This is a genomic window from Streptococcus sp. 29896, assembly GCF_032594915.1.
Lineage (GTDB): Bacteria > Bacillota > Bacilli > Lactobacillales > Streptococcaceae > Streptococcus > Streptococcus suivaginalis.
In genome coordinates, this window is the sequence record NZ_CP118733.1 from 1,534,316 (window position 1) to 1,552,719 (window position 18,404).

Consider the following 18,404-nt stretch of genomic DNA (forward strand, 5'->3'; position numbering starts at 1 on the left):
TTATTTAGTAGATATAGCAGGGGCAAGAAAGCAAGAATCGACAAACATATTAAAAGTGTTTTTCTAACACCTAGATATTTTTTTACTCTAGCTCTACGCACATTTACTATCCTTTTATTCGATTTAGATAATCTTGATAAGATTCTGTCTCCATCAGGGCTTTGGCATTTAGAACACGTTCTTTGCTCGGTGGCTTTGTTCCTTCGAGCGGGTAAGGTCTGCCCAGCTCACGCCACTTAAATTCGCCAAGGTTGTGATAAGGAAGTACTTCAAAACGCTCCACGTTGGTCAGGGTTTTGACAAATTTTCCCAATTCTACTAAATCGTCATCTCGGTCTGTTAATCCAGGTACCAAGACATGACGAATCCAAACAGGCTTGCCGATATCCGATAGGTAACGAGCACACTCTAAAATAGTTTTATTACTATGACCTGTCACAATACGGTGCTGGTCAGGATTGATTTCCTTAATATCTAGGAGCACCAAGTCTGTCACCGCCATCAAACGATTGTATTTTTCCAAATAGCGATCGGTCGAACGGAAGGTAAGCGCACAGGTATCCAATGTTGTGTGAATGCCCTTTTCTTTTGCAAGGGTAAAGAGTGCAATCAAGAAATCAATCTGAATAGTGGCTTCACCGCCTGAAACAGTGATGCCCCCTTCCTTGCCCCAAAACATACGGAAACGAAGTGCTTCATTGAGCACATCCTCAGCCGTCCGCTCCTTGGCAGCAGGATTGACCAAATCCCATGTATCAGGGTTATGGCAATACTGACACCGCATGTGGCAGCCTTGCATAAAGACCACAAAACGCACGCCAGGCCCATCTACAGAGCCAAAACTCTCAGTCGAATGTACAAGACCTGTTACTTTTCTGTAATCTACTTCTTCCATGATTCCATCCTCGTTTTCTTCATAAGAGTATTATAACATAAATATGAAAACGCTTCTATAGAAAATTTGCAAGAAAAGATGAGGAAAAGCCAGACCTCCTGCTAGACTAATGGACAGATTCACTAGGTAAGACTCGATAGGTCCAGCCCAAGGCACCTGTTGATATAGTTTCGGCTTCGAGCAGTTCAAGATTGCTTTAACTTGGTCAAATAGGGCAAAGCTTCCACCGACCACAACTGGCGAAATAGTCAGCCGTAATCAATTCACCAATCCAGCCTTCAATAAAGTTTGAGCTAAACGAGGACTTCCCAACACGGCAATGTCACCACCCTCTGCTTCCTTGACCCGTCGAATTTCTTCCAAACAATCTCCCTGCAACAAGCTAGCATTTTTCCAAGTCACCTCTTACAGACGATTCGAACAAACCAGTTTTTCCACTTCTTGAATCCAAACTGCATGCCTACTCTCATGCTCACTCGCTTCTGGATTATCCAACATGGTTGGCCAATACTGGTGCATCATTTCATTGGTTGTACTTCCCCATAAAATAGTAGTCGCAGTTTCTAGCGTACGATTGGCAAATGCTTCTATCTCTTTATTATAGGCTATGTAGCCAATCTCCATAGCCCCCACTGAGGCCTCCTCCATTTCGTCTAAAGACAAATGTAAAAATACAGTTAATTGCGCCTTCCAATTCCTCCGATTTCGTGATACTCCCCAGTATATCCTTTTTACCTGAATGAGTAAAGAAAACCAGTTTCTATTTTCAGAAACTGGTTTCCAGTATTAGTCTTTTACTTTTTCTTCATCGTCAACTTCAAGCGGGGTCAACAAGATTTTCAATTTGGTCACACGACCATTCTTCACCTTGTCATTGATCATGACAAGATGGAAACCGTTGTTATCCAGCTCATGGCTTTCTTTTTCTTCCTGGGTCGGGATAGTCCCCAAACCTGTCAGGTAGAAACCTGCAATGGTATCCACGTCATCACTTTCTAACTCTGTACCAAAGTGTTCATTGAAATCGTTCAAGGTCATATTCCCTTGGACAATATAGGTGTGCTCTCCAATTTCACGAACAAAAATTTCTGTCTTATCTGTTTCATCATCGATTTCCCCAACGATTTCCTCCAACAAGTCCTCTAGGGTCACCAAACCAGCCACTCCACCATATTCATCCAATAAAATGGCCATCTGATTTTGCGTATTGCGAAGGGACTTAAGCAAATCATCCACAAAAATCGTTTCTGGAACGAAGAGTGGTTCCTGCATGATACGACGAATATTAAGGTTTTCAAATCCATTGGCATAGGCTTCTGCTAGCAATTTCTTGGTATGAATCAAACCGATAATATTGTCCTTATCCCCATCGTAAACAGGAATCCGTGAAAAATTCTGCTTGAGAATCTGAGACATGATGACACTGGTTTCTTCCTCAATATCAATCATAAAGGCATCAGTTCGTGGCACCATAACCTCACGCGCCACCAACTCATCCAGAGAGAAAATCCCCTGAAGCATCTCAATCTCTTCGGCATCGAGAGTCTCTTCACTCTTGGTCAAAATGTACTCAATCTCGTCCCGCGTCATCTTATCATCAGCATCATCAAACTCCATCGGAGTAATGCGACTAATCAAGTTGGTTGCAGCAGACAAGAGCCAGACGAAGGGACTGACAATCTTCCCTAGAAAAATGATAATCGGGGCCGATATCACTGCCAGATTTTCCTTCATGTTCATGGCAATGCGCTTGGGATATAATTCCCCTAGCACGATAGACACAAATGTCAACATGGCCAAAGCCAGCCAGTAACCAGCCGTTTGCGCAGTGGTTGAATTGCCCATCCATTGGGCAAAGATAGCTCCCAAATCATTGGCTAAACTCGCCCCTGACAAGATGGAAATAAAGGTTATCCCAACTTGAATGGTCGATAGAAAATTGTTAGGATTTTCTAAAACTGACAACAAGCGAATGAATTTTTTCTCACCTTCTGCAGCTTTTTGCTCAACCCGTGATCGATTAAGGGAGACAAGGGCCATCTCTGAGGCTGAAAAGAAGGCATTGAGCAAGGTCAATAGGAACAATAATAAAATCTGTAAATGAATGGTCTGACTACCGGGGTCTTCCATGGTCTTCTCCTAAAAAAATGTTATAATGAAACTATTATACCATATCTGCAAAAAAATATGGGAATTTGGACCAGAAATTTGGTCCATTCTAGGAAAAGACGAAGATTGGAGAAACAGATGGTCCTATCAATGAAAAACCTGTCCTATAAAAGACAAGGAGACTATCTCTTACGGGATATCAACTGGGAATTTAAACAAGGAGAGCGTTGGGCTATTTTAGGGCTAAATGGGGCTGGAAAGTCAACCCTCCTTCGTATTCTAATGGCTGAGTTTTGGAAGACATCTGGTGACCTGACGGTTCTTGGAGTGGAGTTTGGTAAGGGAGATATTCCTAGCCTACGCACAAAGATTGGGGTCGTTGGTTCTTTCCTTGCCGAACGCTTTCCCATTGATTTGACAGCTGAGCAGATTGTCCTGACTGGAAAGTACAAATCCTCCATCCTCTACCGTGAATACGGTCAAGCTGAATTGGATGAAGCCATAGACATGCTCAAAACCATCAAAGCTGATCATCTAATCGGTCGGACCTATGCTAGTTTATCACAAGGTGAACGCCAACTCCTGCTGATCGCCCGCAGTTTGATGGAAGAGCCGGCTATTTTGATTTTGGACGAAGCAACTGTCGGTTTGGACCTCCTAGCTCGCGAGCGCCTACTCCACCACATCGACCATATCTGTCAACTCCCAACAGCTCCTGCCATTATCTACGTCACCCATCACGCCGAAGAAATCACTGATAATTTCACCCATGTCCTCCTGCTCAAAGATGGCATGGTCTTGGCACAGGGAACCAAAGAAGACATCCTGACACCTGAACTCCTCAGCGATTTTTATGGCAATCAGGTGGAATTGATTGACTTGGGTGAGGGAAGATTGTTCATTAAGCCGATATTATAAAAAACAAATCCAGCCCTAGTTTTGTACTGACCCCAAAAAGTTAGATAAAAAATATTAGTGAAAGGATTTAGTTCTGTACTGAACAGGACTAAGTCCTTTTAGTTTTGCTTTAATGCGTTTATTGTTGTAGTAAAAAATATAATCAGTGATAGCTTGCTCTAGTTGATCGAGAGACTTGAAAGTCTTCTCAAATCCGTAAAACATTTCTGTTTTCAATATGCCAAAGAAGGACTCCATCATACCATTATCCGTGCTAGTTCCCTTGCGAGACATGGAAGGACGTATAACTTTACTGTCAAGAAAATGATGGTAGGCTTCGTGTTGGTATTGCCAACCTTGGTCACTATGGAGAATGGTATTTGGGTAAGTTTCCTCAGGAAAGGCCTTCTCAAGCATGGACTTAACTTGCATGAGATTAGGTGAGCGGGACAAGGTAAAATCAATAATTTCGCTATTATAGCCATCCAGAACAGGTGACAGATAGAGTTTTTCAGAACAATTTGGCAGAGCGAACTCCGTCACATCTGTATAGCACTTCTCAAAAGGCTTAGTCCCTTCAAAGGCTCTCTCAATGAGATTAGGAGCTTTCTTGCCCACATCCCCCTTGTAAGACTTGTATTTCTTACATCGGCGAATACGAGCTGATAAGCCTAGTTCTTTCATCAGCCGTTGTACTTTCTTATGATTGATAGAAAATCCACGATTTCTTAACTCAAGGTGAATGCGACGGTAACCATAGTTTCCCTTATGTTCATCATAAATAGCTTGAATTTCAACTTTTAAGTCCTTGTCTTTATCCGGTTTGTCCATTTGTTTGACGTGATAGTAATAGGTAGAAGGAACTAATTGGGAAATAGTCAGAAGGATGTCTAGTCGGAATCCTTCTTCGACCATCTCTCTAACTGTTTGAGTCTTTCTTGCTCTCTGGCTTCGTCCCTTAAACGAAGCTCCCTCAACTTTTTTAGGTAAGCTACCTCAGTGCGTAAGCGTTCATTTTCCTCCTGAAGTCTCTCCAACTCCGTCATCTCTTCCCAGGTTTTCTTTGATTTACGCCCCATTTTTGGTGGCCTCCCTCTTGTTTTCTCAACAATAGTATACCCGTTTTTCTTGTATTGTGCTATCCAGTTTGAAAGGGTTCCACGATTTGGCAAGGCATAATCAAGTGAGACGGAGAGAGCTGACTGCTTATTAAGAAGTACTTTGTCAATCATTTCTTGCTTTAATTCTGGGGAATAGTAGTTATTGTTCTCTTTTTTAACAATACTTAAGCCATATCTCTCAATCAATCGAATCATATATTTAATACCAGATTGAGCAATACCGAACTGTTTTGACAAGGAATTGAGGGAGTTACCATTTTGACGTAACTCATAAATTTGGACTTTGTCTTCATAACTTAATTTCATAAAAATAGCACCCCATAAGTTAGATTTTTTCATTCTAACTTTTGGGGTGCGGTTCATTTGAGCTGGATTTTAATCGTTCCACCATGACCAAAAACGGTGGGGTATTGACTTGGTTGAGCGGTTTATAGAGCATGGCAGTAAAGACGGTCTGGTCTAACTGGCTGATAAAATCTAAGACTGCATCCTTCTCAAGAGATCCGCCCTCGTGACCATAGTAAACCATGATAGCTAGACGCCCCCCCACCACCAGACGGTCAAGAACTTTTTCAATGGCTTGAAGGGTGGTTGCAGGCAAGGTAATAACTGACTTATCCGCCGAAGGAAGATAGCCCAGATTGAAAATGGCTGCCTTGCATTCCTCTACATATTGGTCGAGGTTTTCGTGTCCTGTCAAAACCAATTGGGCATTGGTCAAGCCAGCTTTTTCTAGTTTTTCAGCCGTTGTGGTCAGGGCTTGTTCCTGAATATCAAAGGCCACCACTTTTCCTGCTCGCTGGGCTAAAAATAGTGTGTCATGGCCATTTCCCATCGTCGCATCAACCGCTAGGTCTTGGTCGGTTAAAATTTCATCTAAAAAGGCATGAGCCATGTGTAAAGGTCTAAGCATTTTCACTCCTTAAGCTAATAATCTTACATAATATTCGGTCAAGGTGGCTTCGTCCACCTTTTTGCGTTGCTGCAACCACCAGCTGACCGTCTCCACAAAAGTGGTCACAACAAAATGTACCAGCAAATCCTCTGGAAGATTCCCCTTGCCCTGCATGTAGTCTTCAACCACTTTTGGAAAAATGTCGTGTTTCAGCTCCGCTTCCAGTTCTCTTAGAAAATAGGCATTGCGGGACAATAAAAGGCTGGCAACTCGGTCTTGATTGGTCCGAAAGTGTTTGAAAATATGGGCCAACAAAGTCTTCACATCCGCATCTTCACGACCTGTAAATAAGTGGTGAAAGAGGTCATGACAAAGTTCTTCCAAAAGAGCCTCTTTACTGGCATAGTGGGCATAGAAAGTGGAACGCCCCACATCTGCCAGGTCAATAACATCCTGCACGCGCATGTCATCATAACCTTTATCATTTAATAAGGTCAAAAAAGCCTGAAAAATAGCTCTTTTTGTTTTTGCAATTCGTCTATCCATTTTTCGTACATTTCAAACAATTTGTTCAGAAAAAGACAAACCGTTTCTCTTGTTTCTAGTTTTTTGGCTCATTACAGTACATAATAAACCTATAAACAGTATAACACAGAAAGGGAATCTCATGTCATCTTCTAAAAATACATTTATCGCTTTTCTCCTCAATCTTAGCTTTTCTATCATCGAGTTTATCTTTGGCTGGCTCTTTGGTTCTAGCGCCATCTTAGCAGATGCTGTTCATGATTTGGGTGACGCCCTCGCCATCGGAAGCTCTGCCATCATGCAAACCTATGCCAACAAGCCTGCTGATAGGGTTTATCCCTTTGGCTACAAGAGATGGAATATTTTGGCCGCTCTCTTGACTTCTAGTATTCTGATTATCGGCTCCAGCTTGATCCTTGTAGAAAACATTCCCAATCTTTTCCATCCCAACCCTGTCAATCAAGATGGGATGTTGGTCCTCGGCATTATCGCTATCATCATCAATTTACTCGCTTCCCGTATTGTAAAAAATGGCCATAGCCATAATGAATCCATTCTCAGCTTGCACTTTTTAGAGGATATTTTGGGATGGCTGGCGGTCATCCTTGTTTCCATCATTCTTCAATTCACTGATTGGTACTTTCTAGACCCATTACTCTCACTCGGTATTGCTATCTTCATCCTCGCCAAAGCCCTGCCAAAAGCCTGGAATAGTGTCAAGATTCTACTTGAAACAAGTCCGCAAGGAGTAAATCTTGAAGAATTGAAAGAAATTCTCCTTGCTCTTGAAAATGTTCACGAAATCACTCAACTGAATGTCTGGACCATGGATGGATATGACCATTGTGCGACAGTGACGGTCAAACTAACAAATCCTGCTGTAGCAGACAAGACCAAAGCAAACATACGAAATTCTCTCATCACCTTTGGCATTGTCCAAAGCACCATCGAAATTTTGTAAAAAAATTTTTTAAAAATATCACATTTTCCTCTCCCATTTACGAATAAATAGGTATGAAGACAATTATCCTATTTTTCCTTGGAGCTTCTATCGGCTCCTTCTTGGGATTGGTCATCGACCGTTTCCCTGAACAGTCCATTATCGCCCCCTCTAGTCACTGCAATGCCTGCAAGCGACGGCTCAAGGCCTGGGACCTCATACCAATCCTGTCCCAGCTTTCCACAAAATCCAAATGCCGTTACTGCAAGGCGAAGATACCTTATTGGTATCTGGGACTGGAGTTCTTAGCTGGCCTATTGGTCCTGCTCTGCCATTTTCAAATTCTATCTCTTGCCCAAACCATTCTCATTTTGGCAGGACTAGTTTTGGCCATTTACGACATCAAACATCAGGAATATCCTTTTGCTGTCTGGCTCGTTTTTACTTTTATAGCTCTGATACTCTCCCAGCTCAACTGGCTCTTCTGTGGCCTTTTGGTCCTAGCCTATCTGACTGAAAAATGGCAACTCAATATTGGTTCTGGCGATTTTCTCTATCTGGCAAGTCTCTCCCTTTTGTTTGGCGTGACCGAAATCCTCTGGATTATCCAGATTAGTTCCATCTTAGGACTGGCAGTCTTTTGGGTCTTTACACCAAAATCTCTACCTTATGTACCTTTTCTTTTTTTGGCCAGTCTCATCATCACTATTACCTTCTAAATCGAGCCTAGCTCGATTTTTTTGGTATAATAAGAAGAATAAAGGAGAAAGCTATGACAGTTTTTACAGATGACAGTTTAACCCTGCATACCGATCTTTATCAAATCAACATGATGCAGGTCTATTTTAACCAACAGACCCACAATAAACACGCTGTATTTGAAGTTTACTTCCGTTCACAACCTTTCCAAAACGGCTATGCTGTCTTTGCAGGTTTAGAGCGGATTGTTCACTATCTGAATAACCTTCGTTTCAGCCAAACCGACATCGACTACCTAGAAAGTCTAGGCTATCCACAAGACTTTTTAGATTATTTGGCAAATTTGGAGATGGAGCTAACCGTTCGCTCTGCACTAGAAGGTGACCTGGTCTATGCAAATGAACCCCTCTTGCAAGTCGAAGGGCCCCTTGCCCAATGTCAGTTGATTGAGACTGCTCTCTTAAATATCGTCAACTACCAAACCCTGATTGCTACAAAAGCTCGCCGTATCAAGGCTGTCATTGAAGATGAGCCCTTGATGGAATTTGGTACTCGCCGTGCCCAAGAAATGGATGCTGCTATCTGGGGTACACGGGCAGCCTTTATTGGTGGAGCATCTGCGACTTCCAATGTTCGAGCTGGCAAAATCTTCGGCATCCCTGTCGCTGGTACCCATGCCCACGCCTTGGTCCAAGCCTATGGCGATGACTACAAGGCATTCAAGGCCTATGCTGAAACTCATCATGACTGTGTCTTCCTCGTTGATACCTACGATACGCTTCGTATTGGTGTTCCAGCAGCCATCAAGGTTGCCAAGGAAATGGGAGATAAGATTAACTTCAAAGGGGTTCGGATTGATTCAGGCGATATGGCCTATATTTCCAAGAAAGTTCGTCAGCAATTAGATGATGCAGGTTTTACAGATGCGAAGATTTACGCATCTAATGACCTGGATGAAAATACCATCCTCAACCTCAAAATGCAAAAGGCAAAAATTGATGTCTGGGGAGTTGGTACCAAACTCATCACCGCCTACGACCAACCTGCCTTGGGCGCTGTCTACAAGATTGTATCCATCGAAGATGAAGATGGAAATATGCGTGACACTATCAAGCTGTCTTCTAATGCGGAAAAAGTATCAACCCCAGGTAAAAAACAGGTTTGGCGCATCACCTCCAAAGAAAAAGGAAAATCAGAAGGGGACTACATCACCTTTGCGGACACTGACGTCACACAGATGGATAATATCTATATGTTCCATCCAACGTACACCTACATCAATAAAACCATCGAAAACTTTGATGCACGTCCACTCCTAGTTCCTATTTTCGAAAAAGGAAAACAGGTCTATGAACTTCCAAGCCTAGCGGAAATTCAAACCTATGCCAATCAAGAATTTGATAAGCTGTGGGATGAATACAAACGTGTGCTCAACCCACAGCTCTATCCAGTCGACTTGGCACAAGATGTTTGGGATAATAAGATGAACCTCATCAATCGTATTCGCAAACAAACTCAGACCAAATCCATCTAAGAAAGGTATGTTATGACCCTACAGGAAACAATCATCAAAGAATTAGGTGTCAAGCCAAGCATTGACCCCAAAGAAGAAATCCGTCGCTCCATCGACTTTCTCAAAGATTATCTTAAAAAACACCCATTTTTGAAAACCTATGTCTTGGGGATTTCTGGTGGACAAGATTCGACCTTGGCTGGTCGTTTGGCTCAGCTGACTATGGAAGAAATGCGGGCGGAAGCAGGTGACGATTCTTATCAATTTATCGCTATCCGCCTCCCTTACGGTGTGCAAGCTGACGAGTCTGACGCCCAAGCAGCTCTAGCCTTTATTCAACCAGATGTCAGCTTAACCATCAACATCAAGGAATCAACAGATACCATGGTAGCTGCAGTCAATGCAAATGGGCTTGCTATGTCTGATTTTAATAAGGGAAATGCTAAAGCCCGCATGCGCATGATTGCCCAATACGCTATCGCTGGGGAACGCAAGGGAGCTGTTATTGGAACCGACCATGCCGCTGAAAATATCACTGGCTTCTTTACCAAGCACGGCGATGGCGGTGCAGACATTCTCCCCCTCTTCCGCCTCAATAAACGCCAAGGAAAACAGCTTCTAGCTGAACTGGGGGCAGATGAAAAACTCTACCTCAAAGTTCCTACTGCAGACTTGGAAGAAGACAAACCTGGCCTTGCTGACGAAGTCGCTCTCGGTGTTACCTATAACCAAATCGACGACTATCTCGAAGGTAAAACCATTGACCCTCAAGCCCAAACCATTATCGAAGGATGGTGGAACAAAACAGCCCATAAACGCCACCTGCCAATCACGATTTTTGATGATTTTTGGAAATAAAATTAACCCCTGACGATAGGCAACCGTCAGGGGTTTTTGCTTTATGGCTTCTGATACTTGGTCCAGTGTTGGTAGGCTTTGATCCAGAGTTGATAGGTAAAATAGGCTAGAACTCCGCCCAGAGTATTGGTCCAGAGGTCATCAATTTCAACCACTCTACCAACATCAAATAAAAGATCCAGGACTAGTTGACTTGTCTCGATAAACAGACTCATCAAAAAGCTGTACCGTATAATTGCTCGAAGGCTTCGCCATTTTTCAAAAAGGAAAAGAAAAGCAAAAACCAAGGGAAAGAGCAGAAAAATGTTGGTAAAGTTCTGCAAAACTGCTAGAATAAAATCCTGCAAACTACCTGCCTGACTGCCGTTCACTATCGTGTTAAAAGGAATCAAGAGCAAGTAAACCCGTCCGATTTGGATGATACCTGGTAGTTGAAAACGGGGCATGCCGGGGTAAAATCCTTGTGGCAAAAAGCAGAGATAGACGATAAAACCTGTGTAGAGGCAACAAAGCCACCACAAGATTTTTCTACCCAAGGGGGCTACTTGTCCACTCTCATCAAAGAGATGCCTCATGCCAGAATACCTGCCTTGGCTTTGGCTGCGGCGATTCGAGCACGCGCTTTTTCACGGTCCTTTTTGAGGGTATTGGAACGCAATTGACCACAAGCCGCATCGATATCTGTACCATGTTCCTGACGAACGACACAGTTGACCCCGTTTTTCTTCAAGACATCAAAGAAAGCCAAGGTCCGTTCTCTAGTTGAACGGCTGTACTGGTCATGCTCACTTACAGGATTGTATGGAATCAAGTTGATATAAGACAATTTACGGATGTTCTTGGTCAAGTCAGCCAATTCCTGAGCTTCCTCCACTCCATCATTGACCTCATTGAGCATGATGTATTCAAAGGTCACACGGCGGTTGGTCACCTTGATATAGTCCTCAATCGCTTCAAACAAGACTTCGATTGGATAGCGACGGTTGATGCGCATGATGCTAGAACGAAGATCGTTATTTGGTGCGTGAAGGGATACTGCCAAGTTAACCTGAACTCCCTCGCGGGCAAAATCACGGATTTTTGGCGCCAAACCAGAAGTGGAAACGGTGATGTGACGGGCTCCGATTCCCAAACCCTTATCATCATTGACTACACGCAAGAAAGACATGACATTGTCATAGTTATCCAATGGTTCACCGATCCCCATGACAACGATATGACTGACACGTTCGTTTTTCTCACGCTCATCCAGGTATTTCTGTACCAACATAATCTGAGCCACGATCTCACCGCTTGTCAAGTCACGTTGTTTCGGAATCAAACCAGAGGCACAGAAGGTACAACCGATATTACAGCCAACCTGGGTTGTCACACAGACTGAAAGCCCGTAGTGCTGATGCATGAGAACTGTTTCAATCAACATACCATCTGGCAGCTCAAACAGATATTTGATAGTACCGTCCTTGGACTCCTGAACAATCCGTTGTTTGAGGGGATTGACCACAAAGTTTTCTTCTAATTTTTCAATCAAAGACTTGGGCAAGTTGGTCATTTCCGAAAAAGATTGAACACGGGATCGGTAGAGCCATTCCCAGATTTGCGTGGCACGGAATTTTTTCTCACCATGCTCCAAGGACCAATCTACTAGTCCCTGTCTTGTTAGGCTATAAATGGATGGTTTCATATGATCTTACTTTTGTCGAATGACAAATCCTCTCTTAGTTTCTTTTGGTTCTTGACTTGCTTTTTTACGTGGTTGGTCCGGTTTTCTATCCGTCTTTTTCTTGCGAATCTGACTGGATTTTTCTTCGTTTCGGATGGTAAAGGTAGCTTTTTGACCTTGTTTTTTATTCTCTTGTCTCTTCTGCTCTTGTTTTTTGGAGTCTTGTTTCTTAGTCCCCTTGGTTCCTTGCTGCTTTTGATTTTGAGACTGCTTGCCAGCAGAGTCTTGCTGGCGATTACGGTTACGGGAACGATTGCGGCGACGGCGCGCTGGCTTGTCTTCTAGTTCGACCGGCAACTCTTGGGGGTTTGGGTTTTCTAAAATAAAATAGGCACAACCAAAATTGCAAAACTCTGTCAAATAATCATCCAAACGACCAATTTTCTGCTCGGAAGCCACCTTGCGGTCATCCTTGTAAAAACCTTTCAACCGTAGTTGCTCATTTCCCCAGTCTCCCACAATGTAGTCAAATTTAAGCATGAGCTGGGAGAAGCGTTGCCCAAATGCAGTTTGGTCAAAGGCTTCCTTGTAATTTTCCACCAAGTCTAATTGAATTTGCTCTGCAACAACCTTGTCTCCCACTCGGGCGAAGCTTGGTCCTGGAAATTTATTGTAATTGTATAATTCTGGAGAAATTTCTTTCTTCATGTTTCCTCCTCAAAAGTATCTTAACCTTTATATTATAACACGAATTTGATAAATCTTTGCCTTTGGCATTGAATTAGAGAATTTTCAGACAATTCTATGCAAAAAAGAGCGATTAATCGCTCTTAGTTTTTTCTAAATAATCAATGGCATCCTGAACAGTCGTTACTGGAACAAGCTCGATTGACAAACCTTCTTCTTCAACAACTTCCAAGGCCTCCTCATAGTTGGTTTTGGCATTTGGATTTTCCTTCAAAACAGCTTCATCAACAGGATTATTTGGGACAAAGAAGACCGTTGCACCTGACTTGGCTGCAGAAAGTACCTTTTTATCTGCTCCACCGATATCACCGACGGAACCGTCCTGTTCAATGGTTCCTGTTCCTGCAATCACACGGCCACTGCGCAAGGTGGGATCTGCCAACTGCGTATAGATAGACAAGGTAAACATCAAACCAGCACTTGGACCACCGATATTTCCTGTTTGGAAATCAATCGGCACATCACTGGTCACTTCCGTATGGTCCACCAAGGAGATCCCAATCCCATTTTTTCCATTTTCAAGCTTGATGATTTTTCCATCGGCTGTTTGTTCGATACCGCTCGACACATAACCTACGGTCACATCTGATCCCAATTCCAAACTGCTGACATAGTCAATCAATTCTGCTGAACTCTCAAAGGTTTTGCCATTAATACTCACAACCGTATCTGCAATATTTAGAATCCCTTGGAAGGTCGAATCCTCTGCCAAACCGAGGACATAAACACCAAAGAAGTCCATGGTAACTTCTTTCCCTGCCAAGGTCAAACCTTGATACTTAGCCAAATTTTGAGAGGTTTCCATATAAAATTGTGCGATGCGATAGTATTCTTCACTATCTGCTCCACCTGTCATTTCTTGCTCGGATTGGATATCAGAATGACTATCAAACGCTGCAAACAAGAGTTTGATAGCTGTAGCTTGTTGGACGGTCACATAGGTAAAGTTATAGGAGCCATCCTCCTGATCAACTTCCCCATTGACCTGAAGAACAGACCGAACGTCCATCGCCCCTCCAGGACTCTCAATATAGTAAGGAAGGGGATAAAACATGGCAAACCAAATCAACAGGGTTCCCAAGACGATGGAAGTGATTAGCTCCCACTTCCGATTTACTCTTCTATTTTTCATTTTGAATCTAACTCCTGACTAACTCTCAAGGGGACATATGGATTAATGTCCTGACCGAACTGTACTAATTCCCGAACTTGACTCGAAGAAACAAATTTTAACTCTGGCTTAGCTATCAGATAAACGGTTTCCAAGTCCGGTGCTAGCCTACGATTATAAAAATCAAAACTAGACTCGTATTCCAGGTCAGTTGCATTGCGCAACCCCCTCACCAGATGCGTCACTCCAAGACGATGTGCCACATCTACCACCAATTCATTTTTAGCAAGAAAAGCTTCTACCTTGTCCTCCTTTGCAAACAAGTCCTCCAAAACAGCTAATCGCTGCTCTGGACTAAGCAAGCCTTTCTTGTTGGGATTGGTGAAAATCCCCACATAAAGTTTATCAAACAGGCCACTTGCTCGCTCGATAATATCCAGATGCCCATTGGTAATGGGGTCAAAAGATCCTGTAATCATTCCAATCTTATCTGACATAAACGGTTACCTTGCTAATTCCATAGATTTTTTCCTTCCAAATTCCCAGCTCTGCTATTTCCTCCGGAAGAGATACTGCCTTATCCGTCTCACAGACCACCATGACCTCTTGGGACAAAAGCTGGCGCTGACACAGCTCAGTGATATCTGCTACGATGTCCTCGGCTGAATAGGGAGGGTCCAGAAAGACCAGGTCGAAGGATCCGCTCAAGTGAGCCAGAGCTTGCTTGGCCTCCATAGCCAAGAGCTGAAACTTGCTGTCTTCCTTGGTCATGCGGATATTGTCGCGGATAATAGCTTGCGCTCGTCGATCCCGCTCGACCAGAACTGCTGACTCCATCCCGCGAGAAACAGCCTCGATAGACAGACCGCCACTACCTGCGTAGAGATCTAAAACCCGCCCACCGTCAAAATAGGGACCAATCATATTGAACATTGCTCCTCGCACCTTGTCCGAGGTGGGTCTGGTTGTCTTGCCTTCTAAGGTTTTTAAGGGTCTACCGCCATAGTTTCCAGATACAATTCTCATAAAGTCTATTATAGCAAAAATTTTAGTAAAGTGAGGAAATAGCCTCATTTAAAGAAAAAAGAACGATAGCCTACAAGCTATCGTTTGCTTTCTATTATCAGTCCTAAAATCCACTATGGCTGCTCTGTTTCTGCCACTGGTACTTCTGGTGTTACTTCAGCTACAGGTTCTGTCGGTGCCACTGGCTGTGCCTCCGTTTCTGCTGCTGGAGTGGTTGGCTGGCTCACTTCTGTACTTGGAGCGGTTGCTGTTTCAACCGGCGGTGTCGTTTGTACAGCTGGTGCTGTAGTTGTCGATGAACTACTAGTACTTGGTGCAGCGGTAGAGGCTTTTGTCGTCGATGTTGTCGTCCGACTGGAGGAATTGACACTAGTCCTTGCTCCAGTTGTTTGACTCGGTGTCACAACCTGACTAGTCTGAGCTGCTGGTTCTTCCGTCGAACTAGAAGCAGTTGTGCTTTCAGACTTTTCTTCTTTGGATTTTTTTTCCTCGGCATATTTTTTCTCTGCCTCAGCCTTTACAGCTTCTGCCTTTAATTTTGCCTGTTGGAGGGCTGTTGCTTCTTTAGCCATTTCTTGTTTGACCTTGTCGATACGGTCTTGGAGGGCTGTTTTTTTAGCCTGGTCCTCTACCTTGTCAACGGCTGTTTGTGAAGCCTTGAGATTGGTTTCTGAATGACTTGCTTCCAGTTTAGTCACGGCAGCTTCCGCCAACTGCAAGGCAGACTGCACTGGACTGGTCGGGCTTGAAACCTGGGCAGTTGCTCTGCTATCTTCCCTTGTTTCAAGAGTATAAATCAAGAGACCAAATCCCAATAACAAGCCGAAGGTACTGGCAAGTAAAAAGAGTTTGACAATCGGTAAGTTTTTTGTAATTTTTCCCTTCTTCTTCATGTTGACACCACTCTTATCTATTTATTAACCCAAACTCCTAAAAACTATTATTACTTAGCAACTTTTGTTTTACCATTCCAGCCATTTAAACCATAGCGAAGAATGAAAATATTGGAAAATCCTTGTTTTTTCAAATGCAGGGCTGCAGGTGTTACCAATTGACCACGATCATTTTCATAGATCAAAATCGGTTTGTCCTTCCGTAAGGCTGCAGTACTTTGGCGCAATTGTTGGTAAGGAATATTGCGAGCACCCAAGATATGTTTTTTACGAAATTCACCTGGTTCGCGTAGGTCAATCAGCTGACCACCTTGGATTTTTTCAGCAAATTCGCCATTGTCAATGACCGTCGCTGCCTGGCGCAAACGCCAATAGTTGAAGCCCATCCAGCCTCCTAAAATCATAACAAATGCAAGCAATGTCCACACTGTTTCCATCACAATTTCTCCTTACTTTTCTGATACTCAAGCTCCAAACGATGCTCCCGTCGCAAGACCAATTCTGCCTCAAGGTATTCCAATCGATCTAGAACACCCGCTTGATAGACCCGATTCAGCTCAATCTGCATCATTTCAATATCGTAGAGACGGTTGCCCATATAGACAATAATCCCAAACCGCTTCAGCAACTGCTGCACATCGTAAAGTCTTTTCATAAGTAGAGTGTAGCAAATTATTAGGACTTTTTCAAGAGGGTTTAATATATGTAATTTTTTGAGCGGTCCATTTTTCGCTTATCTTTCAAGAATAGCAAGCATCTGCACAATTTTAACCTCAAAAAACCATCTCAAGATAACTGAAATGGCAATCATAGCTCATTTTAAAACCAACCCTTTTCCTGTGCAATCTTTACAGCAGCTGTGCGGTTTTCAGCACCCAGCTTGGACAGGATAGAGGTCATGTAGTTGCGGACTGTCCCATCAGACAGGTGGAGCTGGCTGGCGATTTCCTTATTGGACAAGCCGTCGGCAACCAGCTTGAGCAGCTGGCTTTCCTGATCCGTCAAGGGACTACGTTGGGTCAGGAGAATGTCCATCAACTCTGGCGAATACTCCTTCCGCCCCGCCAAGACCGTTTCAATGGTCCGCATGAGGTCTGCGATGGAGCGTTCCTTGAGCACATAGGCATCCACATCTGCCTTGACCGCCCGCTCAAAATAGCCTGGTCGCTTGAAGGTGGTCATGATGACAACCTTGACGGGTAGGGATTTCGCTCGCACCCATTCCAAGACATCCAGCCCCGTCTTTTCAGGCATTTCAATATCTAAGAGTAGCACATCTACTGTCTCTTTTTCCAAAAGAGCAAGGGCCTGACTGCCGTTTTCTGCCTGTAAAACAGACTCAACCGCATCTTGAAAGCCCAAGAGCTGACAAAGAGCGTCCCGCAGCATGGCCTGATCTTCTGCGACTAAGATTCTCATTCTACCACCTCCTCAAGCGGAATTCGTATGGACAGGCGAGTGGGCTGTGCCAGAGAAAGAAATTCCAAACTCCCCTGCACCGTCACCAGTCTATCCTTTATAGTATGCAATTCTTGACCTGTTAACTGGGCAAAGCCCACACCATTGTCTTCGTAGTGCAAGACCAATTCTTGCTGGTCTTCTTCAAAGGTCAAACGGCACTTACTAGCCCGACTGTGTTTGAGTAGGTTATTGGCCAACTCTCTCAGCACCATAGCCAGTTTGTTCTGGACAGGCAAGCTGAGCTGCTCTGCTATTTCTCCACCCAAAACGACCAAGTCCACTCCTGCCAAGTCCAGCATCTGCTGCAAAATCTGGAGTTCCTCTGCCACGGTGTGCTGCTTGAGTGACTGGACAATCTGGCGGACGTCCTGCATGGAGTCCTTGGCTAAGGTCTGGAGCTCCTGCACTTCCTTCTTAGCCTGGTCAATCTGGTCGTGGTCCAAAAGGGTCTTGACCAGCTCCGCCTTGACGGTTAGCATGGCAAAGACATGGCCCAGGGTATCGTGCAAGTCCTGACCGATGCGGTTGCGTTCGTTCTCAGCAAGCAGGAGGTTAATGGAAGTATTTTGCTCCTGAATCCGTTGCTGAAGAGCTTCCCGCTTGGTTTCAATCCAACTGAAAATCAGCAAGGCCAAGCCGAAAAAGTGAATGATGAGTGCAAAGGCCCGCATCTCAAAGGGGACTGGTCCAAAAAGGGCCCAGAGGATAATGGCCAGCAACAAAATCCCATAGGACACCGTCCGATAGGTCGGCTGAATTTCCTTATAATACCAACCTAGCATATTGGACAAGTTGAAGATAAAGAGGGAAAACTGCAGATTGCCCCAAAAACTCATGACGGCGATGTAGCCAATCAGGTAAAACCAGCCCAGCATGGAATAGAGCTTGTGGTCTGTGTAAAAGAGGGAACAATAGACTAGGGCAAAAAGAATGGTTGCTAGAATAACCGCCGTCGGATTTGGAGAATATTGGGCGTAATAAAGTGGAAAATAGAGAAAGATCATGCCCACGAAGAACATGAGTGGTATCTTTCTTTTTTCAAAAATCATAG

Annotated in this window: 23 protein-coding genes; 5 read left to right on the forward strand and 18 right to left on the reverse strand. The window is 43.8% G+C overall.

Annotated features, from left to right (window positions below):
- Positions 1-106: 106 nt before the first annotated feature.
- From pflA to PXH68_RS06995, 4 genes are all read right to left on the reverse strand, one after another.
- Positions 107-898 carry a pyruvate formate-lyase-activating protein gene (pflA, locus tag PXH68_RS06980; RefSeq protein WP_248027768.1) on the reverse strand — a complete coding sequence of 264 codons (792 nt, stop codon included), beginning with the start codon at positions 896-898 and terminating at the stop codon, positions 107-109.
- Between the two features lie 255 nt (positions 899-1,153).
- Positions 1,154-1,258, reverse strand: a complete 105-nt coding sequence (locus tag PXH68_RS06985) for a dihydrofolate reductase family protein (protein ID WP_248027754.1) — start codon at positions 1,256-1,258, stop codon at positions 1,154-1,156.
- A gap of 42 nt (positions 1,259-1,300) precedes the next feature.
- Positions 1,301-1,519, reverse strand: coding sequence for a hypothetical protein (locus tag PXH68_RS06990; protein WP_248027756.1), 219 nt, complete (start codon positions 1,517-1,519; stop codon positions 1,301-1,303).
- A gap of 162 nt (positions 1,520-1,681) precedes the next feature.
- Positions 1,682-3,025 carry a hemolysin family protein gene (locus PXH68_RS06995; RefSeq protein WP_248027758.1) on the reverse strand — a complete coding sequence of 448 codons (1,344 nt, stop codon included), beginning with the start codon at positions 3,023-3,025 and terminating at the stop codon, positions 1,682-1,684.
- Positions 3,026-3,142: 117 nt separating this feature from the next.
- Here PXH68_RS06995 and PXH68_RS07000 point away from each other — a divergent pair, with 117 nt between their 5' ends.
- Entirely contained in the window at positions 3,143-3,922 is a 780-nt protein-coding gene (locus PXH68_RS07000) for an ABC transporter ATP-binding protein (protein WP_248027760.1), read from the forward strand.
- A 54-nt stretch (positions 3,923-3,976) separates the two neighbouring features.
- Here the strand turns inward: PXH68_RS07000 and PXH68_RS07005 are convergent.
- From PXH68_RS07005 to PXH68_RS07015, 3 genes are all read right to left on the reverse strand, one after another.
- Positions 3,977-5,328 (reverse strand): IS3 family transposase gene (locus PXH68_RS07005; RefSeq protein WP_316715559.1). Its coding sequence is split into 2 segments (ribosomal slippage): positions 3,977-4,872 and positions 4,872-5,328, totalling 1,353 coding nucleotides; the frame shifts between segments, so codons are not numbered across the junction.
- A gap of 34 nt (positions 5,329-5,362) precedes the next feature.
- Positions 5,363-5,935: a tRNA 5-(aminomethyl)-2-thiouridylate-methyltransferase MnmM gene (gene mnmM / locus PXH68_RS07010; RefSeq protein ID WP_248028572.1), complete on the reverse strand. Its 573-nt coding sequence runs from the start codon at positions 5,933-5,935 to the stop codon at positions 5,363-5,365.
- 9 nt (positions 5,936-5,944) lie between these two features.
- A complete protein-coding gene (locus tag PXH68_RS07015) occupies positions 5,945-6,463 on the reverse strand; it encodes a TetR/AcrR family transcriptional regulator (protein WP_024419426.1) in 519 nt (172 codons plus the stop codon).
- A 121-nt stretch (positions 6,464-6,584) separates the two neighbouring features.
- Between PXH68_RS07015 and PXH68_RS07020 the strand changes: the two genes are divergently transcribed.
- From PXH68_RS07020 to nadE, 4 genes are read left to right on the forward strand one after another with little or no spacing between them, the layout of a single operon-like run.
- Complete coding sequence (locus tag PXH68_RS07020) at positions 6,585-7,403, forward strand: cation diffusion facilitator family transporter (RefSeq protein WP_203181306.1); 819 nt, start codon at positions 6,585-6,587, stop codon at positions 7,401-7,403.
- Between the two features lie 53 nt (positions 7,404-7,456).
- Entirely contained in the window at positions 7,457-8,101 is a 645-nt protein-coding gene (locus tag PXH68_RS07025) for a prepilin peptidase (protein WP_248028573.1), read from the forward strand.
- A 53-nt stretch (positions 8,102-8,154) separates the two neighbouring features.
- Entirely contained in the window at positions 8,155-9,615 is a 1,461-nt protein-coding gene (locus PXH68_RS07030) for a nicotinate phosphoribosyltransferase (RefSeq protein ID WP_248028574.1), read from the forward strand.
- A 12-nt stretch (positions 9,616-9,627) separates the two neighbouring features.
- Positions 9,628-10,452 carry an ammonia-dependent NAD(+) synthetase gene (nadE, locus tag PXH68_RS07035; RefSeq protein ID WP_248028575.1) on the forward strand — a complete coding sequence of 275 codons (825 nt, stop codon included), beginning with the start codon at positions 9,628-9,630 and terminating at the stop codon, positions 10,450-10,452.
- A gap of 41 nt (positions 10,453-10,493) precedes the next feature.
- Here the strand turns inward: nadE and PXH68_RS07040 are convergent, their stop codons facing one another.
- The 11 genes from PXH68_RS07040 to PXH68_RS07090 form a co-directional block, all read right to left on the reverse strand.
- Positions 10,494-11,027: a VanZ family protein gene (locus tag PXH68_RS07040; protein ID WP_248028576.1), complete on the reverse strand. Its 534-nt coding sequence runs from the start codon at positions 11,025-11,027 to the stop codon at positions 10,494-10,496.
- Positions 11,024-12,136: a dual-specificity RNA methyltransferase RlmN gene (rlmN, locus tag PXH68_RS07045; protein WP_248028577.1), complete on the reverse strand. Its 1,113-nt coding sequence runs from the start codon at positions 12,134-12,136 to the stop codon at positions 11,024-11,026. Before rlmN ends, PXH68_RS07040 begins: the two co-directional genes overlap by 4 nt.
- Before the next feature lie 6 nt (positions 12,137-12,142).
- Positions 12,143-12,823, reverse strand: a complete 681-nt coding sequence (locus tag PXH68_RS07050; protein ID WP_205031561.1) for a YutD family protein — start codon at positions 12,821-12,823, stop codon at positions 12,143-12,145.
- A gap of 112 nt (positions 12,824-12,935) precedes the next feature.
- Positions 12,936-13,994, reverse strand: a complete 1,059-nt coding sequence (locus tag PXH68_RS07055) for a SepM family pheromone-processing serine protease (protein WP_248028578.1) — start codon at positions 13,992-13,994, stop codon at positions 12,936-12,938.
- Positions 13,991-14,470: a pantetheine-phosphate adenylyltransferase gene (gene coaD / locus PXH68_RS07060; protein WP_248028579.1), complete on the reverse strand. Its 480-nt coding sequence runs from the start codon at positions 14,468-14,470 to the stop codon at positions 13,991-13,993. The genes PXH68_RS07055 and coaD overlap by 4 nt, the downstream gene beginning before the upstream one ends.
- Positions 14,460-14,999, reverse strand: coding sequence for a 16S rRNA (guanine(966)-N(2))-methyltransferase RsmD (gene rsmD, locus PXH68_RS07065; protein WP_248028580.1), 540 nt, complete (start codon positions 14,997-14,999; stop codon positions 14,460-14,462). The genes coaD and rsmD overlap by 11 nt, the downstream gene beginning before the upstream one ends.
- A 113-nt stretch (positions 15,000-15,112) precedes the next feature.
- Positions 15,113-15,892, reverse strand: a complete 780-nt coding sequence (locus PXH68_RS07070) for a hypothetical protein (protein ID WP_248028581.1) — start codon at positions 15,890-15,892, stop codon at positions 15,113-15,115.
- Positions 15,893-15,942: 50 nt separating this feature from the next.
- Positions 15,943-16,329: a rhodanese-like domain-containing protein gene (locus PXH68_RS07075; RefSeq protein ID WP_248028582.1), complete on the reverse strand. Its 387-nt coding sequence runs from the start codon at positions 16,327-16,329 to the stop codon at positions 15,943-15,945.
- A complete protein-coding gene (locus tag PXH68_RS07080; protein WP_158456675.1) occupies positions 16,329-16,547 on the reverse strand; it encodes a YqgQ family protein in 219 nt (72 codons plus the stop codon). The genes PXH68_RS07075 and PXH68_RS07080 overlap by 1 nt, the downstream gene beginning before the upstream one ends.
- 164 nt (positions 16,548-16,711) lie before the next feature.
- Positions 16,712-17,311 carry a response regulator transcription factor gene (locus PXH68_RS07085; RefSeq protein WP_248028583.1) on the reverse strand — a complete coding sequence of 200 codons (600 nt, stop codon included), beginning with the start codon at positions 17,309-17,311 and terminating at the stop codon, positions 16,712-16,714.
- Entirely contained in the window at positions 17,308-18,402 is a 1,095-nt protein-coding gene (locus tag PXH68_RS07090) for a sensor histidine kinase (RefSeq protein ID WP_248028584.1), read from the reverse strand. The genes PXH68_RS07085 and PXH68_RS07090 overlap by 4 nt, the downstream gene beginning before the upstream one ends.
- Positions 18,403-18,404 lie beyond the last annotated feature (2 nt).

Bases quoted from the DNA above. Each gene is read 5' to 3' on its own strand.
- PXH68_RS06990 (WP_248027756.1), bottom strand. From the start codon at position 1,519: ATGGAGATTGGCTACATAGCCTATAATAAAGAGATAGAAGCATTTGCC.
- PXH68_RS06995 (WP_248027758.1), bottom strand. From the start codon at position 3,025: ATGGAAGACCCCGGTAGTCAGACCATTCATTTACAGATTTTATTATTG.
- PXH68_RS07000 (WP_248027760.1), top strand. From the start codon at position 3,143: ATGGTCCTATCAATGAAAAACCTGTCCTATAAAAGACAAGGAGACTAT.
- mnmM (WP_248028572.1), bottom strand. From the start codon at position 5,935: ATGCTTAGACCTTTACACATGGCTCATGCCTTTTTAGATGAAATTTTA.
- PXH68_RS07015 (WP_024419426.1), bottom strand. From the start codon at position 6,463: ATGGATAGACGAATTGCAAAAACAAAAAGAGCTATTTTTCAGGCTTTT.
- PXH68_RS07020 (WP_203181306.1), top strand. From the start codon at position 6,585: ATGTCATCTTCTAAAAATACATTTATCGCTTTTCTCCTCAATCTTAGC.
- PXH68_RS07025 (WP_248028573.1), top strand. From the start codon at position 7,457: ATGAAGACAATTATCCTATTTTTCCTTGGAGCTTCTATCGGCTCCTTC.
- PXH68_RS07030 (WP_248028574.1), top strand. From the start codon at position 8,155: ATGACAGTTTTTACAGATGACAGTTTAACCCTGCATACCGATCTTTAT.
- nadE (WP_248028575.1), top strand. From the start codon at position 9,628: ATGACCCTACAGGAAACAATCATCAAAGAATTAGGTGTCAAGCCAAGC.
- PXH68_RS07040 (WP_248028576.1), bottom strand. From the start codon at position 11,027: ATGAGGCATCTCTTTGATGAGAGTGGACAAGTAGCCCCCTTGGGTAGA.
- rlmN (WP_248028577.1), bottom strand. From the start codon at position 12,136: ATGAAACCATCCATTTATAGCCTAACAAGACAGGGACTAGTAGATTGG.
- PXH68_RS07050 (WP_205031561.1), bottom strand. From the start codon at position 12,823: ATGAAGAAAGAAATTTCTCCAGAATTATACAATTACAATAAATTTCCA.
- PXH68_RS07055 (WP_248028578.1), bottom strand. From the start codon at position 13,994: ATGAAAAATAGAAGAGTAAATCGGAAGTGGGAGCTAATCACTTCCATC.
- coaD (WP_248028579.1), bottom strand. From the start codon at position 14,470: ATGTCAGATAAGATTGGAATGATTACAGGATCTTTTGACCCCATTACC.
- rsmD (WP_248028580.1), bottom strand. From the start codon at position 14,999: ATGAGAATTGTATCTGGAAACTATGGCGGTAGACCCTTAAAAACCTTA.
- PXH68_RS07070 (WP_248028581.1), bottom strand. From the start codon at position 15,892: ATGAAGAAGAAGGGAAAAATTACAAAAAACTTACCGATTGTCAAACTC.
- PXH68_RS07075 (WP_248028582.1), bottom strand. From the start codon at position 16,329: ATGGAAACAGTGTGGACATTGCTTGCATTTGTTATGATTTTAGGAGGC.
- PXH68_RS07080 (WP_158456675.1), bottom strand. From the start codon at position 16,547: ATGAAAAGACTTTACGATGTGCAGCAGTTGCTGAAGCGGTTTGGGATT.
- PXH68_RS07085 (WP_248028583.1), bottom strand. From the start codon at position 17,311: ATGAGAATCTTAGTCGCAGAAGATCAGGCCATGCTGCGGGACGCTCTT.
- PXH68_RS07090 (WP_248028584.1), bottom strand. From the start codon at position 18,402: ATGATTTTTGAAAAAAGAAAGATACCACTCATGTTCTTCGTGGGCATG.